General features: G+C 40.5%; 11 protein-coding genes and 1 riboswitch. All 11 genes read right to left on the bottom strand.

Translation table 11 applies throughout. The features are described 5' to 3' along the window. A riboswitch (SAM riboswitch) is annotated at nucleotides 1-85 on the bottom strand. This riboswitch is flagged as partial in the annotation. Nucleotides 86-437: 352 nt separating this feature from the next. The 11 genes from argH to V7083_RS16120 all read right to left on the bottom strand — a co-directional run bounded on the left by argH (nucleotide 438) and on the right by V7083_RS16120 (nucleotide 14,349). Continuing rightward, complete coding sequence (gene argH / locus V7083_RS16170; RefSeq protein WP_335479666.1) at nucleotides 438-1,814, bottom strand: argininosuccinate lyase; 1,377 nt, start codon at nucleotides 1,812-1,814, stop codon at nucleotides 438-440. A 61-nt stretch (nucleotides 1,815-1,875) separates the two neighbouring features. Next, nucleotides 1,876-3,087, bottom strand: a complete 1,212-nt coding sequence (locus V7083_RS16165; RefSeq protein ID WP_335479664.1) for an argininosuccinate synthase — start codon at nucleotides 3,085-3,087, stop codon at nucleotides 1,876-1,878. 83 nt (nucleotides 3,088-3,170) lie between these two features. Beyond that, nucleotides 3,171-4,148: an ornithine carbamoyltransferase gene (gene argF, locus V7083_RS16160; protein ID WP_335479662.1), complete on the bottom strand. Its 978-nt coding sequence runs from the start codon at nucleotides 4,146-4,148 to the stop codon at nucleotides 3,171-3,173. Continuing rightward, nucleotides 4,132-7,365, bottom strand: a complete 3,234-nt coding sequence (carB, locus tag V7083_RS16155) for a carbamoyl-phosphate synthase (glutamine-hydrolyzing) large subunit (protein WP_335479660.1) — start codon at nucleotides 7,363-7,365, stop codon at nucleotides 4,132-4,134. Before carB ends, argF begins: the two co-directional genes overlap by 17 nt. Next, nucleotides 7,352-8,428, bottom strand: coding sequence for a carbamoyl phosphate synthase small subunit (locus V7083_RS16150; RefSeq protein ID WP_335479669.1), 1,077 nt, complete (start codon nucleotides 8,426-8,428; stop codon nucleotides 7,352-7,354). Before V7083_RS16150 ends, carB begins: the two co-directional genes overlap by 14 nt. A gap of 5 nt (nucleotides 8,429-8,433) precedes the next feature. Beyond that, the gene (locus V7083_RS16145; RefSeq protein ID WP_335479658.1) at nucleotides 8,434-9,633 is read right to left on the bottom strand and encodes an acetylornithine transaminase; all 1,200 of its coding nucleotides are present in this window, start codon (nucleotides 9,631-9,633) and stop codon (nucleotides 8,434-8,436) included. Then, the gene (gene argB / locus V7083_RS16140) at nucleotides 9,633-10,430 is read right to left on the bottom strand and encodes an acetylglutamate kinase (protein ID WP_335479657.1); all 798 of its coding nucleotides are present in this window, start codon (nucleotides 10,428-10,430) and stop codon (nucleotides 9,633-9,635) included. Before argB ends, V7083_RS16145 begins: the two co-directional genes overlap by 1 nt. 13 nt (nucleotides 10,431-10,443) lie before the next feature. Continuing rightward, nucleotides 10,444-11,673 carry a bifunctional ornithine acetyltransferase/N-acetylglutamate synthase gene (gene argJ, locus V7083_RS16135; protein ID WP_335479654.1) on the bottom strand — a complete coding sequence of 410 codons (1,230 nt, stop codon included), beginning with the start codon at nucleotides 11,671-11,673 and terminating at the stop codon, nucleotides 10,444-10,446. A gap of 61 nt (nucleotides 11,674-11,734) precedes the next feature. Beyond that, entirely contained in the window at nucleotides 11,735-12,781 is a 1,047-nt protein-coding gene (gene argC, locus V7083_RS16130) for an N-acetyl-gamma-glutamyl-phosphate reductase (protein ID WP_335479652.1), read from the bottom strand. A 291-nt stretch (nucleotides 12,782-13,072) separates the two neighbouring features. Then, nucleotides 13,073-13,828, bottom strand: a complete 756-nt coding sequence (gene aroD, locus V7083_RS16125) for a type I 3-dehydroquinate dehydratase (protein ID WP_335479667.1) — start codon at nucleotides 13,826-13,828, stop codon at nucleotides 13,073-13,075. Then, nucleotides 13,828-14,349 carry a shikimate kinase gene (locus V7083_RS16120; protein WP_335479650.1) on the bottom strand — a complete coding sequence of 174 codons (522 nt, stop codon included), beginning with the start codon at nucleotides 14,347-14,349 and terminating at the stop codon, nucleotides 13,828-13,830. The genes aroD and V7083_RS16120 overlap by 1 nt, the downstream gene beginning before the upstream one ends. Nucleotides 14,350-14,643 lie beyond the last annotated feature (294 nt).

Below are 14,643 nucleotides of genomic sequence, written 5' to 3'. Positions count from 1 at the left end.
TGCAGGAATTAGCACCTTTTCAAGGAATACCTTGAAGGTTGCCGGGCTTCATAGGGCCTAGTCCCTCCGCCGCTCTGGATAAGAGATATGTATTTGACTTTTCATTAAATTCTTAATATTTAAGTGAAATAATATCTGAATTTGTTTGAAATGTCAATATTAAAGTAATTTACGATGAATCTTTCTTTTCCTTCTATTTGTTGAATCATTCACCGATATTGTTGAATTCACCCTAATATTTGTTGAATTAATTTAAATTTGTTGAATTCATCCTGGTTTTTGTTGAATCGGTACCAGGTTTTGTTGATTAAATTTTAGTTTTGTTGAATGCCATTTGTTTTTGTTGAATCCCTCTTTAATTTTGTGGAATTACCCCTATTTTTTGTAGAAAAATAAAACACCACCCGCATCACACAAGCGGGTGGCATTCTTTCAACTTATTTTTCCAATTTCGCCTCTGCCAGTTTAATTTGCTCAAGTACCTGGGACGGCGCAGTTCCGCCAAAGCTATTACGGACAGCTACAACATGCTCTGGAGCAAGAACCTCGTATATATCTGATTCAAACAACGGACTAAATTGTTCGTATTCTTCCATGCTTAAGTCCAGCAAAAACTTGCCAGATTGAATGGCATATAAAACAATTTTCCCAATTACTTCATGTGCGTCGCGGAACGGAAGCCCTTTGCGAACCAAATAATCGGCGATATCGGTCGCATTGGAGAAATCATTATTGATCGCTTTGCGCATCACGTCTTTTTTCACAGTCATCGTTTCAATCATCGGAGCAAGCAGCTTCAAAGAGCCTTCTAGTGTTTCTACCGTATCAAACATGCCCTCTTTGTCTTCCTGTAAATCCTTATTATAAGCTAGCGGCAAGCCTTTCAATACCGTCAATAACCCAATCAAATTGCCATATGCACGGCCTGTTTTCCCACGCAGTAATTCTGGCACATCCGGGTTCTTTTTCTGCGGCATGATACTTGAACCGGTACAAAAGGAATCATCCAGTTCGACAAATTGAAACTCTTGGCTTGACCAAATGACCAATTCCTCCGACAGGCGGGAAATATGGGTCATGATAATCGAGCCGATGGACAGAAATTCCAGAATAAAGTCACGGTCGCTTACGGCATCCATGCTATTGGGATAAATCGTTTCAAATCCTAGTAATCCCGCAACGAGTTCTCGGTCGATCGGGAAGGTGGTGCCTGCTAATGCCCCTGAACCAAGCGGAAGCCAGTTAATCCGTTTCAAGGAATCTGTCAATCTTTGTTTATCACGTTCAAACATCCAGAAATAAGCCATTAAATGATGGGCAAATGAAACTGGCTGCGCCCGTTGCAAATGTGTATAGCCTGGAATCAACGTTTCGATATGTTCCTTTGCCTGATTGAGAATGGCTCCCTGCACTTCCTCCATTAAGGTGATCAATTCTAGCGTTTTTGTGCGCAGATACAGATGCATATCAGTGGCAACCTGATCATTCCGGCTTCGACCAGTATGCAATTTTCCACCGACAGGGCCAATTTTTTCTATCAATAGCTTTTCAATATTCATATGAATATCTTCATCTTCTACCAAAAATTCAACCTCGTTACGGTCGACCATTTCTTTAATAGACAGTAAGCCTTGCTTAATTTTTTCAACATCGTCCAACGGGATAATACCGCATTGGCCCAGCATTTGAACATGTGCCAGGCTTCCGGCGATATCCTCCTTGGCCAGCTTCTGGTCAAAGGAAATCGAAGCAGTGAATTCTTCGACGAGCTTGTTCGTTTCTTTGGTAAAGCGTCCGCCCCATAGCTTAGACATGATTACTCCTCCTAATACTAAGAAGACTGCCCTCGAATCAATTTTCGAGGGCACTCCGACTTTATTTTAAAATAGATTCTTTATTATTTACCTCAGCATACACTTTGGTTGGCAGACCCCATAATTTGATAAAACCAACAGCCGCATTATGATCAAATGCGTCACCTTTTGTATATGTCGCCAGTTCCTCATTATATAAACTGTGGACGGATTGACGGCCGACAACAGTATGATTCCCTTTATGAAGCTTAACACGAATTGTACCAGATACTACCTTTTGTGTTTCCTCAATAAAGGCATCAAGAGCAGCCTTTAATGGAGAAAACCAAAGGCCTTCATAAATGATTTTTGCCATTTGCTGCTCCACCTGGGTTTTGAATTGAGTGACTTCGCGAGGCAAAGTTAAAAATTCTAATTCCTTGTGGGCATTAATTAAAATAAGGGCAGCTGGGTTTTCATAAACTTCACGGGATTTAATTCCTACTAATCTATTTTCGATATGGTCAATACGGCCGACACCATGCTTGCCGCCAAGTTCGTTTAACGTTTCAATTAATTGAACAAGAGGGAGCTTTTCACCATTTAAGGCCACTGGCACGCCTTGTTCGAATTCAATCTCAAGATATTCAGGTGCATCTGGTGTTAATTCAATTGGATTGGTCCAATCAAATGCAGCTTCAGGTGGCTCTGCCCAAGGGTTTTCCAGCACACCTGCCTCACAGGCACGTCCCCAAATATTGGCATCAATGGAGAATGGATTGTCTAAATCAACCGGAATTGGAATCCCATTCTTTTGGGCGTATTTAATTTCCTCATCACGTGTCATGCCCCACTCACGAACAGGAGCTACCACTTTAAGATTTGGATTTAACGCTTGAACAGAGACTTCAAAGCGCACCTGGTCATTTCCTTTACCCGTACAGCCATGCGCAACTGCCTGGGCTCCTTCTTTTTCCGCTACCTCCACGAGTAGTTTTGAAATAAGTGGGCGGGAAAGCGCAGAGGATAATGGATATTTTCCTTCGTATAAACAATTAGCCTTTAAAGCTGGTAAAATATATTCCTTCGCCAACAATTCTTTGGCATCCACAATATAGGCTTTAACGGCGCCTACATTTAACGCCTTGTTCTTGATCGCTTCTAAATCTTTGCCTTCGCCGACATCAAGTCCTAACGCGATAACATCATAGCCATATTTTTCTTGAATCCATTTAACTGAAACAGAAGTATCTAAACCGCCTGAATAGGCTAATACAATTTTTTCCTTTGTCATGATAACGCTCCTTATTACTAGAAATGAATTAAAATACATTTGATAGTATTATTATACATAAATTCTCGAAAAAATAAAGTCTATTAACCTAATAATAATTTTAAAATTGCCTTTTGAGCGTGTAAGCGGTTTTCCGCCTCATCGAATACAACTGAATGAATACCGTCAATAATCTTTGTGGTAACCTCTTCACCACGATGGGCAGGGAGACAATGAAGGAATATAAAATCTTCTTTTGCATATTTGCATAATTCTTCATTAACCTGAAAGTCTTTTAAATCGTTTAGGCGCTTTTCGGTTTCCTTTTCCTGGCCCATACTGGTCCAAACATCAGTTACAATAACATCTGCATCTTTAATGGCTTCAAGTGGATCATTAGAAATAACGACCTTGCTGCCAGTTTGTTCACCTATTTTAATCGCATTTTCCGTAATCGCTCCATCAGGCAAATATCCTGGAGGGCTGGCAATACTAATATTCATGCCCACTTTTGCTGCACCTTCCATTAAGGAGTGCGCTACATTATTATTTCCATCTCCTACATAAGCAAGCTTTAATCCTGCTAGCTTGCCTTTATGCTCCAGAATCGTTAAAAGATCAGCTAAAACCTGAGCAGGGTGCTGCAGGTCTGTTAATCCATTAATAACTGGAATTGTCGCATGTTCTGCCAATTCTTCAACAGATTCATGTGAAAAGGTACGGATCATGATGCCGTCCACATATCTTGAAAGCACCTTTGCGGTATCAGATATACTCTCGCCTCTGCCGAGCTGTATATCCTTTGAACTTAGGAAAATCGCATGTCCTCCAAGCTGAAGCATGCCAACTTCAAAAGAAACCCTTGTACGGGTTGAGGATTTTTCAAAAATCATCCCCAACACTTTACCATTTAATACAGGCAGTGATTTACCTTGCTTTTGTTGTCCTTTCATTTCTAAGGCAACTTCTAACATATAGAGAATTTCTTCTGTACTGAAATCGGAAAGCTGTAAAAAGTCTTTCCCTTTAAAATTGAATTGCTCAGTTATATTTTTTTCCTGCAGATTAATGGATTCTAGCATTTACGACACCTCTTTCGGATAAATGGTAAAATTCGCTTACCGAATAAACGTTTATAGATGAAAGGGAAGTTGGTTTCAAATCCTTTATGGCTTGAACCGTGTCTAGGTGAGTATAAACCGGCACCTTAAAACGGATTGCCTGCTCACGGATTTGGAATCCAAACTTCAATTTGTTTCGTCCCTGGTTTGGTGTATTTATGACAGCCTGTATCGCTTGATTTCGGAAAAGCTCTTGTACATCCTGTTCATCTTTTACAATTTTTTCGACAGGGATGCCCTTACTTTGAAAATAGGCAGCTGTCCCTTCTGTTGCGGCTAGCTTAAAGCTTTTGGCAAGCCCTTGAAATATAGGCAGGCTGATTGGCTTTTCACGATCTGAAATAGAGCAAAGTAAATAATTCTCTGACTGCTCTTTACTCATAGGTGGCATCGCTTTATAAAGGGCTTCCTGGTAATTGAGTGCCATACCCAACACTTCTCCAGTTGACTTCATTTCCGGCCCAAGTACATGGTCAACACCCTTTAGCTTTCCTGCTGAAAAGATCGGAGCCTTAACAGAAAAATATTCTGGTTCTGGAAGTAATCCTACATACTTTGATAAATCTGAAAGGGTCTCTCCAAGTTGAATTCGGGTTGCCCATTCAATCATCGGAATTCCTGTCACCTTACTGATGATGGGCACCGTTCTTGAAGATCGTGGATTAACCTCTAGGACATAAACTGTGTTTTCATAAACAACAAATTGGATATTCATGATTCCAATAACGGGAGCTGTGATGGCAATCTTTTCCGAATAATCGATCAACATCTCTTTTAGTTCATCGGTTAGAGAAATCGGAGGAAACACTGAAATGCTGTCACCCGAGTGCACACCCGCTTTTTCAATATGTTCAAAGATTCCCGGGATAACGATTTGCTTTCCATCACTGATGACGTCAACCTCGCATTCAAGACCAGGAATATATTTATCTACTAATAAAGGCCACATTTTTTCATGAGCGTTTTTCTCAAGCTGTTGACAATAGCTAGTCAATTCCTCTTCAGAAAAAATCGTAAACATGGACTGACCGCCTATAACGTAGGATGGTCTTACTAATACTGGATAGCCTAAGCTGGAAGCAGCTTCAACCAGTTCCTCTGGATGGGAGGCGGTTTTTCCTTCAATATGAGGAATGTTCAAATCCTCAAGCAACTGATAAAATTCTTTCCGGTCCTCTAATCGGTCTACATTTTCAACCGTTGTACCGAGGATCTTAATCCCTTCCTCTTGCAAGTCACGGGCTAGGTTAATCGCCGTTTGACCGCCAAATTGAATCAGTACTCCTTCTACCTGTTCCTTTTCGATTACATGAAGTACATCCTCAGCAGCCAGTGGCTCAAAGTACAAGCTATCTGCTACAGAATAATCCGTACTGACTGTTTCTGGGTTATTATTGATGACAACTGCTTCATAGCCTTTTTTCTTAAGGGATTTTGCGGCATGAACGGAACAATAGTCAAATTCAATTCCTTGACCAATACGGATTGGACCGGAACCGATTACGAGAACCTTTTTCTTGTTAGTCGTTTCCACCTCATCGAATCCGTGCCATGTTGAGTAATAATAGGGTGTAGCAGCATCGAATTCTGCTGAGCAGGTGTCAACCATCTTATATCCCGGCAGCAAGCCAAGTTCCTTTCGCTTCGTTCGAATTTGTTTTTCCGGAACCTCATAAATTTGTGATAGCAGCTTGTCGGCTATGTTATTTCGTTTAGCTTCTTTCAGCAGAGAAGCTGGGACAGTGGTCCATTGATACGAAGCCAATTCCGTTTCCAAAGCAACGATTGAACTAATTTTGTGTAAAAACCATGGATCAATTTCGGTTAATTGCTGAACTCTCTCCAGGCTGATCCCGCGTCTGAACGCTTCGGCAATGATAAAGAGCCGTTGGTCATTGGCTATTTCAAGAAGTCCAAACAATTCTTTTTCTGATAAAGAATGGTTGATTTCCCTGCAAAGACCATATACGTTCATTTCCATGGAGCGGATCGCCTTGTTTAACGCACCTTCAAAGGTCCGATCAATGGCCATTACTTCCCCGGTTGCTTTCATTTGCGTACCTAGAGTGCGGTCAGCTTCAGGAAATTTATCAAACGGGAACCGCGGCAGTTTTACCACAATATAATCAATCGCCGGCTCAAAGGAGGCAAAAGTAGTGCCAGTTATTGGATTCACAATTTCATCAAGGTGATATCCAACCGCGCATTTTGCAGCCATCCTGGCAATCGGATAGCCTGTGGCCTTTGAGGCAAGGGCTGATGAACGGCTGACCCTTGGGTTGACTTCAATGATGTAATATTGATTGGATTCAGGATGCAAAGCAAACTGAATGTTACAGCCACCGATAATTTCAAGCTCTCTGATGACTTTAATGGATACATCACGAAGCATTTGATATTGTACATCAGTCAAAGTTTGTGAAGGGGCAACCACGATGGAATCCCCCGTATGGACACCGACTGGGTCCATGTTCTCCATATTGCAAACAATGATGCAAGTATCATTAGCATCTCTCATTACTTCATATTCAATTTCTTTCCAGCCTTTGATGCTTTTTTCCACCAATACCTGGTGAATCGGACTTGCAGCAAGCCCCTTTTTCAAAACCACCTCTAGTTCTTCGTGGTTGTTGGCAAAACCGCCGCCTTCCCCGCCAAGGGTGTAGGCAGGACGAATAATAACTGGAAATCCAATTTCATTAACGAATTGTACGCCTTCTTCAAACGTATGAATAATGGCTGATTCAGGAATTGGTTCACCAATTTTTAGCATCAGATTGCGGAATCGTTCGCGATCTTCACCGTTTTTAATGGACTCAACTGAAGTGCCTAAAAGAGCAACATCGTATTTTTCAAGTATATTTTGTTCATACAGTTGAACGGTTAAATTCAGGCCAGTTTGACCGCCCAATGTCCCAATAATGCCATCAGGCTTTTCTTTTTGGATGATTTTTTCAATAACGGCTGTCGTTAACGGCTCGATATAGACCTTATCAGCGATTGCTTCATCAGTCATAATCGTGGCCGGGTTATTGTTGATTAAAATGACCTCAATGCCCTCTTCTTTAAGAGCGATGCAGGCTTGAGTTCCGGCATAATCAAATTCTGCCGCCTGCCCAATCACGATGGGTCCTGATCCTATTACTAGTACTTTTTTTAGCATCTTATTTAACGGCATAACGTGTCTCTCCTAATGAAGCGATCTGAGCTACAAATTCTTTTAAAATATATTCGGTATCACTTGGCCCTGGATGGGCTTCGGGATGGAATTGCACAGTTCGAATCGGATAATATTTATGCTTCAGGCCCTCAATCGAACGATCATTCACATTCCGATACGTCACATCAAACACTTTCTCGTCAATGCTTTCATCCTTAACAACATAACCATGGTTTTGGGCGGTAATTTTTACTTTACCGGTCTCAAGTTCTTTTACCGGATGATTGCCGCCGCGGTGCCCGTAGGCTAATTTTTCTGTTTTTGCTCCGAAAGCAAGTGCGATTAGCTGATGTCCTAGGCAGATTCCTAATGATGGAAAGTGTTGGCTGATTTTTTGAATCTCCGGAAACCATTTTTTCAATTCCATAGGATCACCAGGACCATTACTAAAGAGAACACCGTCCGGATTGATCGATTTCATTTTTTCAAATGTTGTATTATACGGTACAATAGTGACCGCACATCCTTCTGCCTGGAGAGCAGTTAGGATGGATTTTTTATAACCAAAATCCATTAACACGACATGCGGTCCATTATTTTTGAAATATTGAATCTTTTTTGCGGATACCTGATCCACCCATAACGGTTCTTTACTATCCCCAGTAAAATTAAACTGTTTTGTTTTGCTTAGATAGCCTTTAACCGTACCTCGGCTGCGAATGGTTTTCACAAGCTTCCTAGTATCTATTCCTGCAATTCCCGGTACAGCAGCGGCTTTTAGCTTATCGGAAAATTTTTGAATGGACTGGAAATGGCTTGGAGTTTCACATAAATCCCCAATGATTACCCCGGATAAAGCTGGGGAAATACTTTCATCGTCCAGTGTATTGACCCCGTAATTACCAATGATTGGGTAACAAAATGTAATAATTTGTCCTGCGTACGAAGGATCCGTAATAATTTCTTGATATCCGGTCATGCTTGTATTAAATACTACTTCTCCAAGAGAATCCTGGTCGGCGCCAATTAGCACCCCTTCAAATACCTCTCCCGTTTCCAAAGTAAGATATCCCTGATTCAACATTCTCACTCGCCTTTCTCTATACTTTGGAATGTTTTTTCCAACGATTTAGTAAATTCATCTATTTCTTCTTTGGTTACTGTTAATGGCGGCAGAATCCGAATTACATTTGGACCAGCTGTTAAAATTAACAAATTGTTTCCGATGGCTTTTTGAACAATGTTCAAGGCATCAAGTTCAACGACCAATCCTTTAAGAAGGCCTTTGCCGCGGATTTCTTTTATAAAAGTAAAGGTATTTTTCAAATGTTGTAGCTGTTGGTCTAGATACTCTGACATTGTATTTGCATTTTCCAAGGTATCACTTTCTACCATGTAGGTGATGGTTGCCAGTCCGGCAGCAGTAGCTAACGGGTTCCCACCAAAAGTACTTCCATGGCTTCCAGGTTCAAAACCTTTGGCCGCTTTTTCTTTGGCGATCATCGCACCGATAGGAAATCCTGAACCAAGCCCCTTTGCAATGCTGATGATATCAGGCTCGATGCCGAACTGCTCGTATGCAAATAGTGTCCCTGTCCGGCCAATTCCGGTTTGAATTTCATCAACCATTAGCAAAATGTCATTTTGTTTGCAAAGTAGGTCGAGCTTTTTTACCCAGTCAGAATTTGCAGGGATGACGCCGCCTTCACCTTGAACAAGTTCAAGCAGAACGGCTGCTGGCTTCAACTCAATGAGCTCATCAAGGGCATTCGTGTCATTATATGGCAGGTAGTGAAATCCAGGCGCAAGCGGTGAAAACCCTTGTTGGATTTTTTCCTGGCCAGTCGCAGTTAAAGTTGCAATGGTTCTTCCGTGAAATGATTGTTGGAAGGTGACCACAATCGGTGAACCTGTACCTTTTACTTTATTAGCATAACGCCTTGCTAATTTGATTCCCGCCTCATTGGCTTCGGCACCGCTGTTGCAAAAAAAGACCTGGTCACCGCAGCTATTTTCAACTAGAATCGCTGCAAGCTGTTCCTGATTTGGAATGTGATATAGATTGGAGCAATGCCAAAGATTTTGTAGTTGCTCTTCCACTTTTTCTTTTATAACATCTGGGACATGGCCTAAATTACATGTCGCAATTCCAGAAGTAAAATCCAAAAATTTCGTTCCATTGTCATCCCATACATAGCTTCCTTTTCCCTTTACCAGTGTGACAGGAAACCGACCATATGTTGACATGACCGGAGAGATTTGGGAGATAGTATTATTGACTGTCATTACGCGATCCCCTCTTCTAACACAATTTTGGTTCCAACTGTTTTACCTTTTGAGTAGTCTATTAAGCTATTTTTTTCAAATCCGTTAATGATTCCAACTTCCGGGATATTATGAACAAGACCATCAATTGCCGCCTTTACCTTTGGAATCATTCCTCCATATATCGTTTGATCTTCAATCATTTCTTCAATGATGGTCTTGGAAACTTTATCGAGCTTCGTTTTCATCCCATCTTTTTCGACCAAAATTCCTGGGATATCACTGATAAAGCATAGTTTTGCTCCTAATGCTTTTGCTACTGCGGAAGCTGCGATATCGCCGTTAATATTATAGCGTTGACCAAAGTCATCGATTCCTATTGGTGATATTACAGGAATATGCCCATGCTGAATGATACCTTCAATGATCGTTTGATTTACTTCAACGACTTCTCCTACAAATCCTAGTGTTTTTGCATCAGCGGTTGGCACTGCCTTTAAAAGGCCTCCATCCACCCCGCTGACCCCCACAGCACTGCCGCCTACTTCGACAAGATTTCTAACCACTTGTTTATTGACTGAACCGCTTAGTACCATTTCAACAATATCGAGAACCTGATGGTCCGTTACCCTGAGTCCGTTCACAAACTTTGTTTCTACGTTTAAATTATTTAATAAAGAAGTAATCAGGGGACCTCCACCATGAACAATGACTGGTGTCCATTCTCCGATTTCCTGCATTTTTACAATATCCTCGTAAAACGACCTTGGCAGATGATCTAACACACTTCCTCCACACTTAATCACTAAGTAGTTCATGCTGAATTCCTCCTTAAGTGCGGTAAGATGCATTAATTTTTATATAGTCATAAGTTAAGTCGCATCCCCAAGCTGTTGCTGTATATTTACCTTGGTTTAATTCAACCAGAATCGTTATTATTTCAGAGTCTAGATATTTCTTTATTTCCTTTTCATCCATTGGGATTGGCAAACCATTTTCAAAAACACGGAATGCTCCCAAAGAAACATTTACCAAGTTGGGCACAACAGCAACCCCACTGTAGCCAATCGCAGTTACGATCCTTCCCCAGTTAGGATCTTTCCCATAAATCGCCGTTTTAACAAGATTGGAGGATATGATTGATTTACCGATCGCTCTGGCATCTTCATTACTTAGGGCCCCTGTTACTTGAACTTCGATTAACTTAGTTGCCCCTTCACCGTCTCTGGCAATTTTCTTTGCTAGAGACGCGCAAACGATTGTTAGACCTTCTTCGAAAATCACCCAGTCAGGATGGTTTTTGGTTAGAAGATCATTTTCAGCCAGACCGTTTGCCATCACCAGAACCATGTCATTCGTACTTGTATCTCCATCAACGGTGATCATATTGAAGGTTTGATTGGTAATATTTCGTAGTGCAGCTAATAAATCTTCTTGGGCGATATTTGCATCGGTAGTGACAAATCCAAGCATGGTTGCCATGTTAGGATGAATCATTCCTGATCCCTTGGCAGCTCCGCCAATGGTTACTGTCTTGCCACCGATTTTTATTTGAACAGCAATTTGTTTCACATCTGTATCTGTAGTTAAGATCGCCTGGAGAAAATTTTCCTTAGCTTCGTGTTCTACATCGAGAATTTGCTGCAAACCAGTATTAATTTGCTCCATTGGGAGTAATTCACCAATAACCCCTGTAGATGTTACGGCAACCAAATGACTTTCAATACCAAGTTTCTCGGCAAAAGTCTGTTGCATAGCAAACGCATCCTTTACCCCCTGCTCACCTGTACAGGCATTGGCATTTCCAGAGTTTACGAGGATCGCCTGGATTTTATTTTCTTTGGCGATGCTCTCCTGTGTTACCAGCAATGGTGCAGCTTGAAAAGTATTCGTGGTATAGACACCTGCAACAACAGCAGGAACCTCTGATACGATATAACCCAGATCTAATTTTTTTCGTTTAATTCCGCAATGCATACCTCCTGCTTTGTACCCTTTCGGTAATGTAACACTTTCATCTTTTAAAATAACGATTTCTTTGCTGGTCGTTGCTTGTGTCAATTTTAATTCCCCCTATTCAAACCCCTTGTTTATTAAAAATCTAAACGTCATTCGCTCGTACCTATGGATATAATGGAATATCGATTAAACCAGTTCTTTCATCCCAGCCGTTGATTATATTTGCGTTTTGAATCGCCTGACCTGCAGCCCCTTTCACAAGGTTGTCAATTACAGAAATAATCGTTAACCTATTAGTCCGTTCATCAACATGCAGACCAATATCACAGAAATTACTGCTAAGGACCTCTTTTGTAGCTGGTACAATTCCTTCCGGCCTGATCCTAACAAACGGCTTATTTTTATAAAATTCAGTATATATTTGATGGACCTTACTTGTTATTACTTTTTCTGTCAGTTTTACGTAAATGGTACACATGATTCCCCGTGTCATTGGAACTAAATGAGTGGTGAATGTAACCGTAATCGGTTCTCCCTTTTCGTCTGAAAGAACCTGCTCAATTTCCGGAATATGCTGATGTGCTCCTAGCTTATATGCCTTTATGTTTTCGTTAATTTCCGCATAATGAGAAGTCAGCGATAGACCTCTTCCAGCACCGGACACTCCCGATTTTGCATCAATAATGATAGATTCATAATCTGCCAGGTTTGAGTTGATGATAGGTAAAAGCCCTAAGAGTGTGGCTGTCGGATAACAACCGGGATTTGCAATTAAATTAGCGTTTTTAATTTTCTCAGGGTAAATCTCACTTAAACCATAAACCGCATTGTTTAAATACTGTTCGGCTGCAGCCGGGTGTTTATACCAAGTTTCGTAGACTTCTGGTGATCTAAGCCGGAGATCACCGGATAAATCGATGCATGTCATTCCGCGGTCAATTAACTGTGGAGTTAGGATGCTGCTCACACCCGAAGGAGTGGCCAAAAATACGATTGAATTTTCCTCACATAATTGATCTGGATTAAATGCTTCAAGTGGCTGCTCAACAACGTTTGAAAGATGAGGATAAATTTCACTGAAGCTTGCCCCTGCTTGAGAATTAGAAACCACCGTTCCGATTTCTAATAACGGATGCTTTTGGATTAACCTAATTAATTCAACGGAGCCGTAACCTGTTCCACCAATAATTGCCGCTTTCACATTGTTCATCTCCTATATTGCTTACTTAATGAATTATTATACATACATGTATATAATTATTCAATTATAAATCATAATATTTTTGATTTTTTTTGCTTAAATTAAGGTTTTTTCTTTTGGTAACGCTTTCATCATCGGGTGTCAGATTATACACATTTTATGCATATTTGCATAAACCCTAGCTCCCTAATCAATAACTGAATTTAGGTAAAATGCTGGCCTCCTATTTTTTATGATTTCAGTAGTGTCAAAGCCGAATGTTGAAAAAAAAGACACCCTTCGAAATAAAGAAGAGCGTCTTCAATGGAATATTTCTATAATTTCCTTTAATTTACTAACTGGGATTTGACCGGGTGCAGAGACATTTTTTGCTGCGGCAAACGTCATGGCTACTCCAAACATTCCTCCCGCAGCACGACTGATGATTCCATGCTTCCCCATAGAAATCGTAATGAACGGGCGGTCAGAATATTGTTCATTAAATATATTAGTGGCCTCTAATAAAGACAAAACGTCAGCGGCGTCTGAAGGCATCAAGGCAATCTTCGGAATGTCCGCCCCGAATTCCTGTGCTTTGCAAAGCCGTTCGATAATTTCTTCTTTCGGAGGTGTTTTTGAGAAGTCATGGTTAGAAATGATGACAAATACACCATTTGAATGTGCAGTATCAGTTAATGTCTTAACGGTTCTTTCATTATTAAATAACTCAATATCAATGAAATCTACCAGACACGTTTCCGCTATTGTTGTATTTAACTCCACATAATATTGCGAGGAAATTTCCTTTTCTCCACCTTCTTTTTTGCTCCTAAATGTAAAGATAAGAGGCAGATTGGATAGGATTATTCGAATTTCCTGAAGTGTTTCCCTAACCTTGATCAAATCCTCGAACTGTTCAAAAAAGTCAACCCTCCATTCCACCAAATCTAAATCAAGTGTTTTAAAATATTCAGCTTCTTGAATTAATTCTGATTGACTTTTCCCTGTCATAGACACGCATACTTTAGGCCGTCCTTCACCAAGCGTTACATTCTTTACGGTTATTGTTTTTTTTATCATAAATGACTCCTTGATGAATGTAATAGATTGTAGATTTGATTGGTAATATCTTCAGGTGTTTGATCATCTGTATTTATTTTCAGATGATGATTCGCGTAAATTTCTTGCCGAAAATGATAGAGCTCCTCCATTTCTGCAATTGTCTTATTTTGCAAAATAGGGCGGCTATCTATAATTAAGTCTAATCTATCTTTCCAATTTTCGAAGGAAATTTCCAGAAAAATAACAGTCGTTGTTGAAAGGCAAACCCTTCTTATGTCTTCTTGCAGAAAAGCTCCACCACCTAAGGAAAGCACCTTATTGTTTTCTTTACATAAGTTTGAGATAAGACTTTTTTCACGTTCTCTAAAAGTCTTCTCTCCAAATGTTTTAAAAATCTCCGATACTGGCAGTTTGAATTCCTCTGCAATTATTTCATCTGTATCTATAAAATCGTAATTGAGCCGCTCGGCTACTAATTTTCCTATGGTAGTTTTCCCCACTCCCATAAACCCGATTAGTACTATACTTTTTTCCACCCGTTATGTCCCCCTTGAGCAACTAGAAACCTTTAGGTAATTATAAATCTTCTTTTAATATTATGACAATTACTTTTGTTGGGGGATTGATTCACTTCATGAAAGACAGTCCTTACCACCTGCTGCCCCTTTATGTCTTTCATCCCCTTTATGAAAGACATTTCTCTCTGCTTGCTAGCCCCTATTGTCTTTCATCCACCCTATGAAAGACATTTCTCTCTACATGCTGCTCCTCTTTGTCTTTCATCCGCCTTATGAAAGATATTTCTCTCTACATGCTAGCCCCTATTGTCT

Origin of the sequence: Bacillus sp. JJ1764 (assembly GCF_036962145.1) — a bacterium.
Taxonomy (GTDB): Bacteria; Bacillota; Bacilli; order Bacillales; family Cytobacillaceae; genus Neobacillus.
This window is presented reverse-complemented; position numbering and strand designations above follow the sequence as displayed.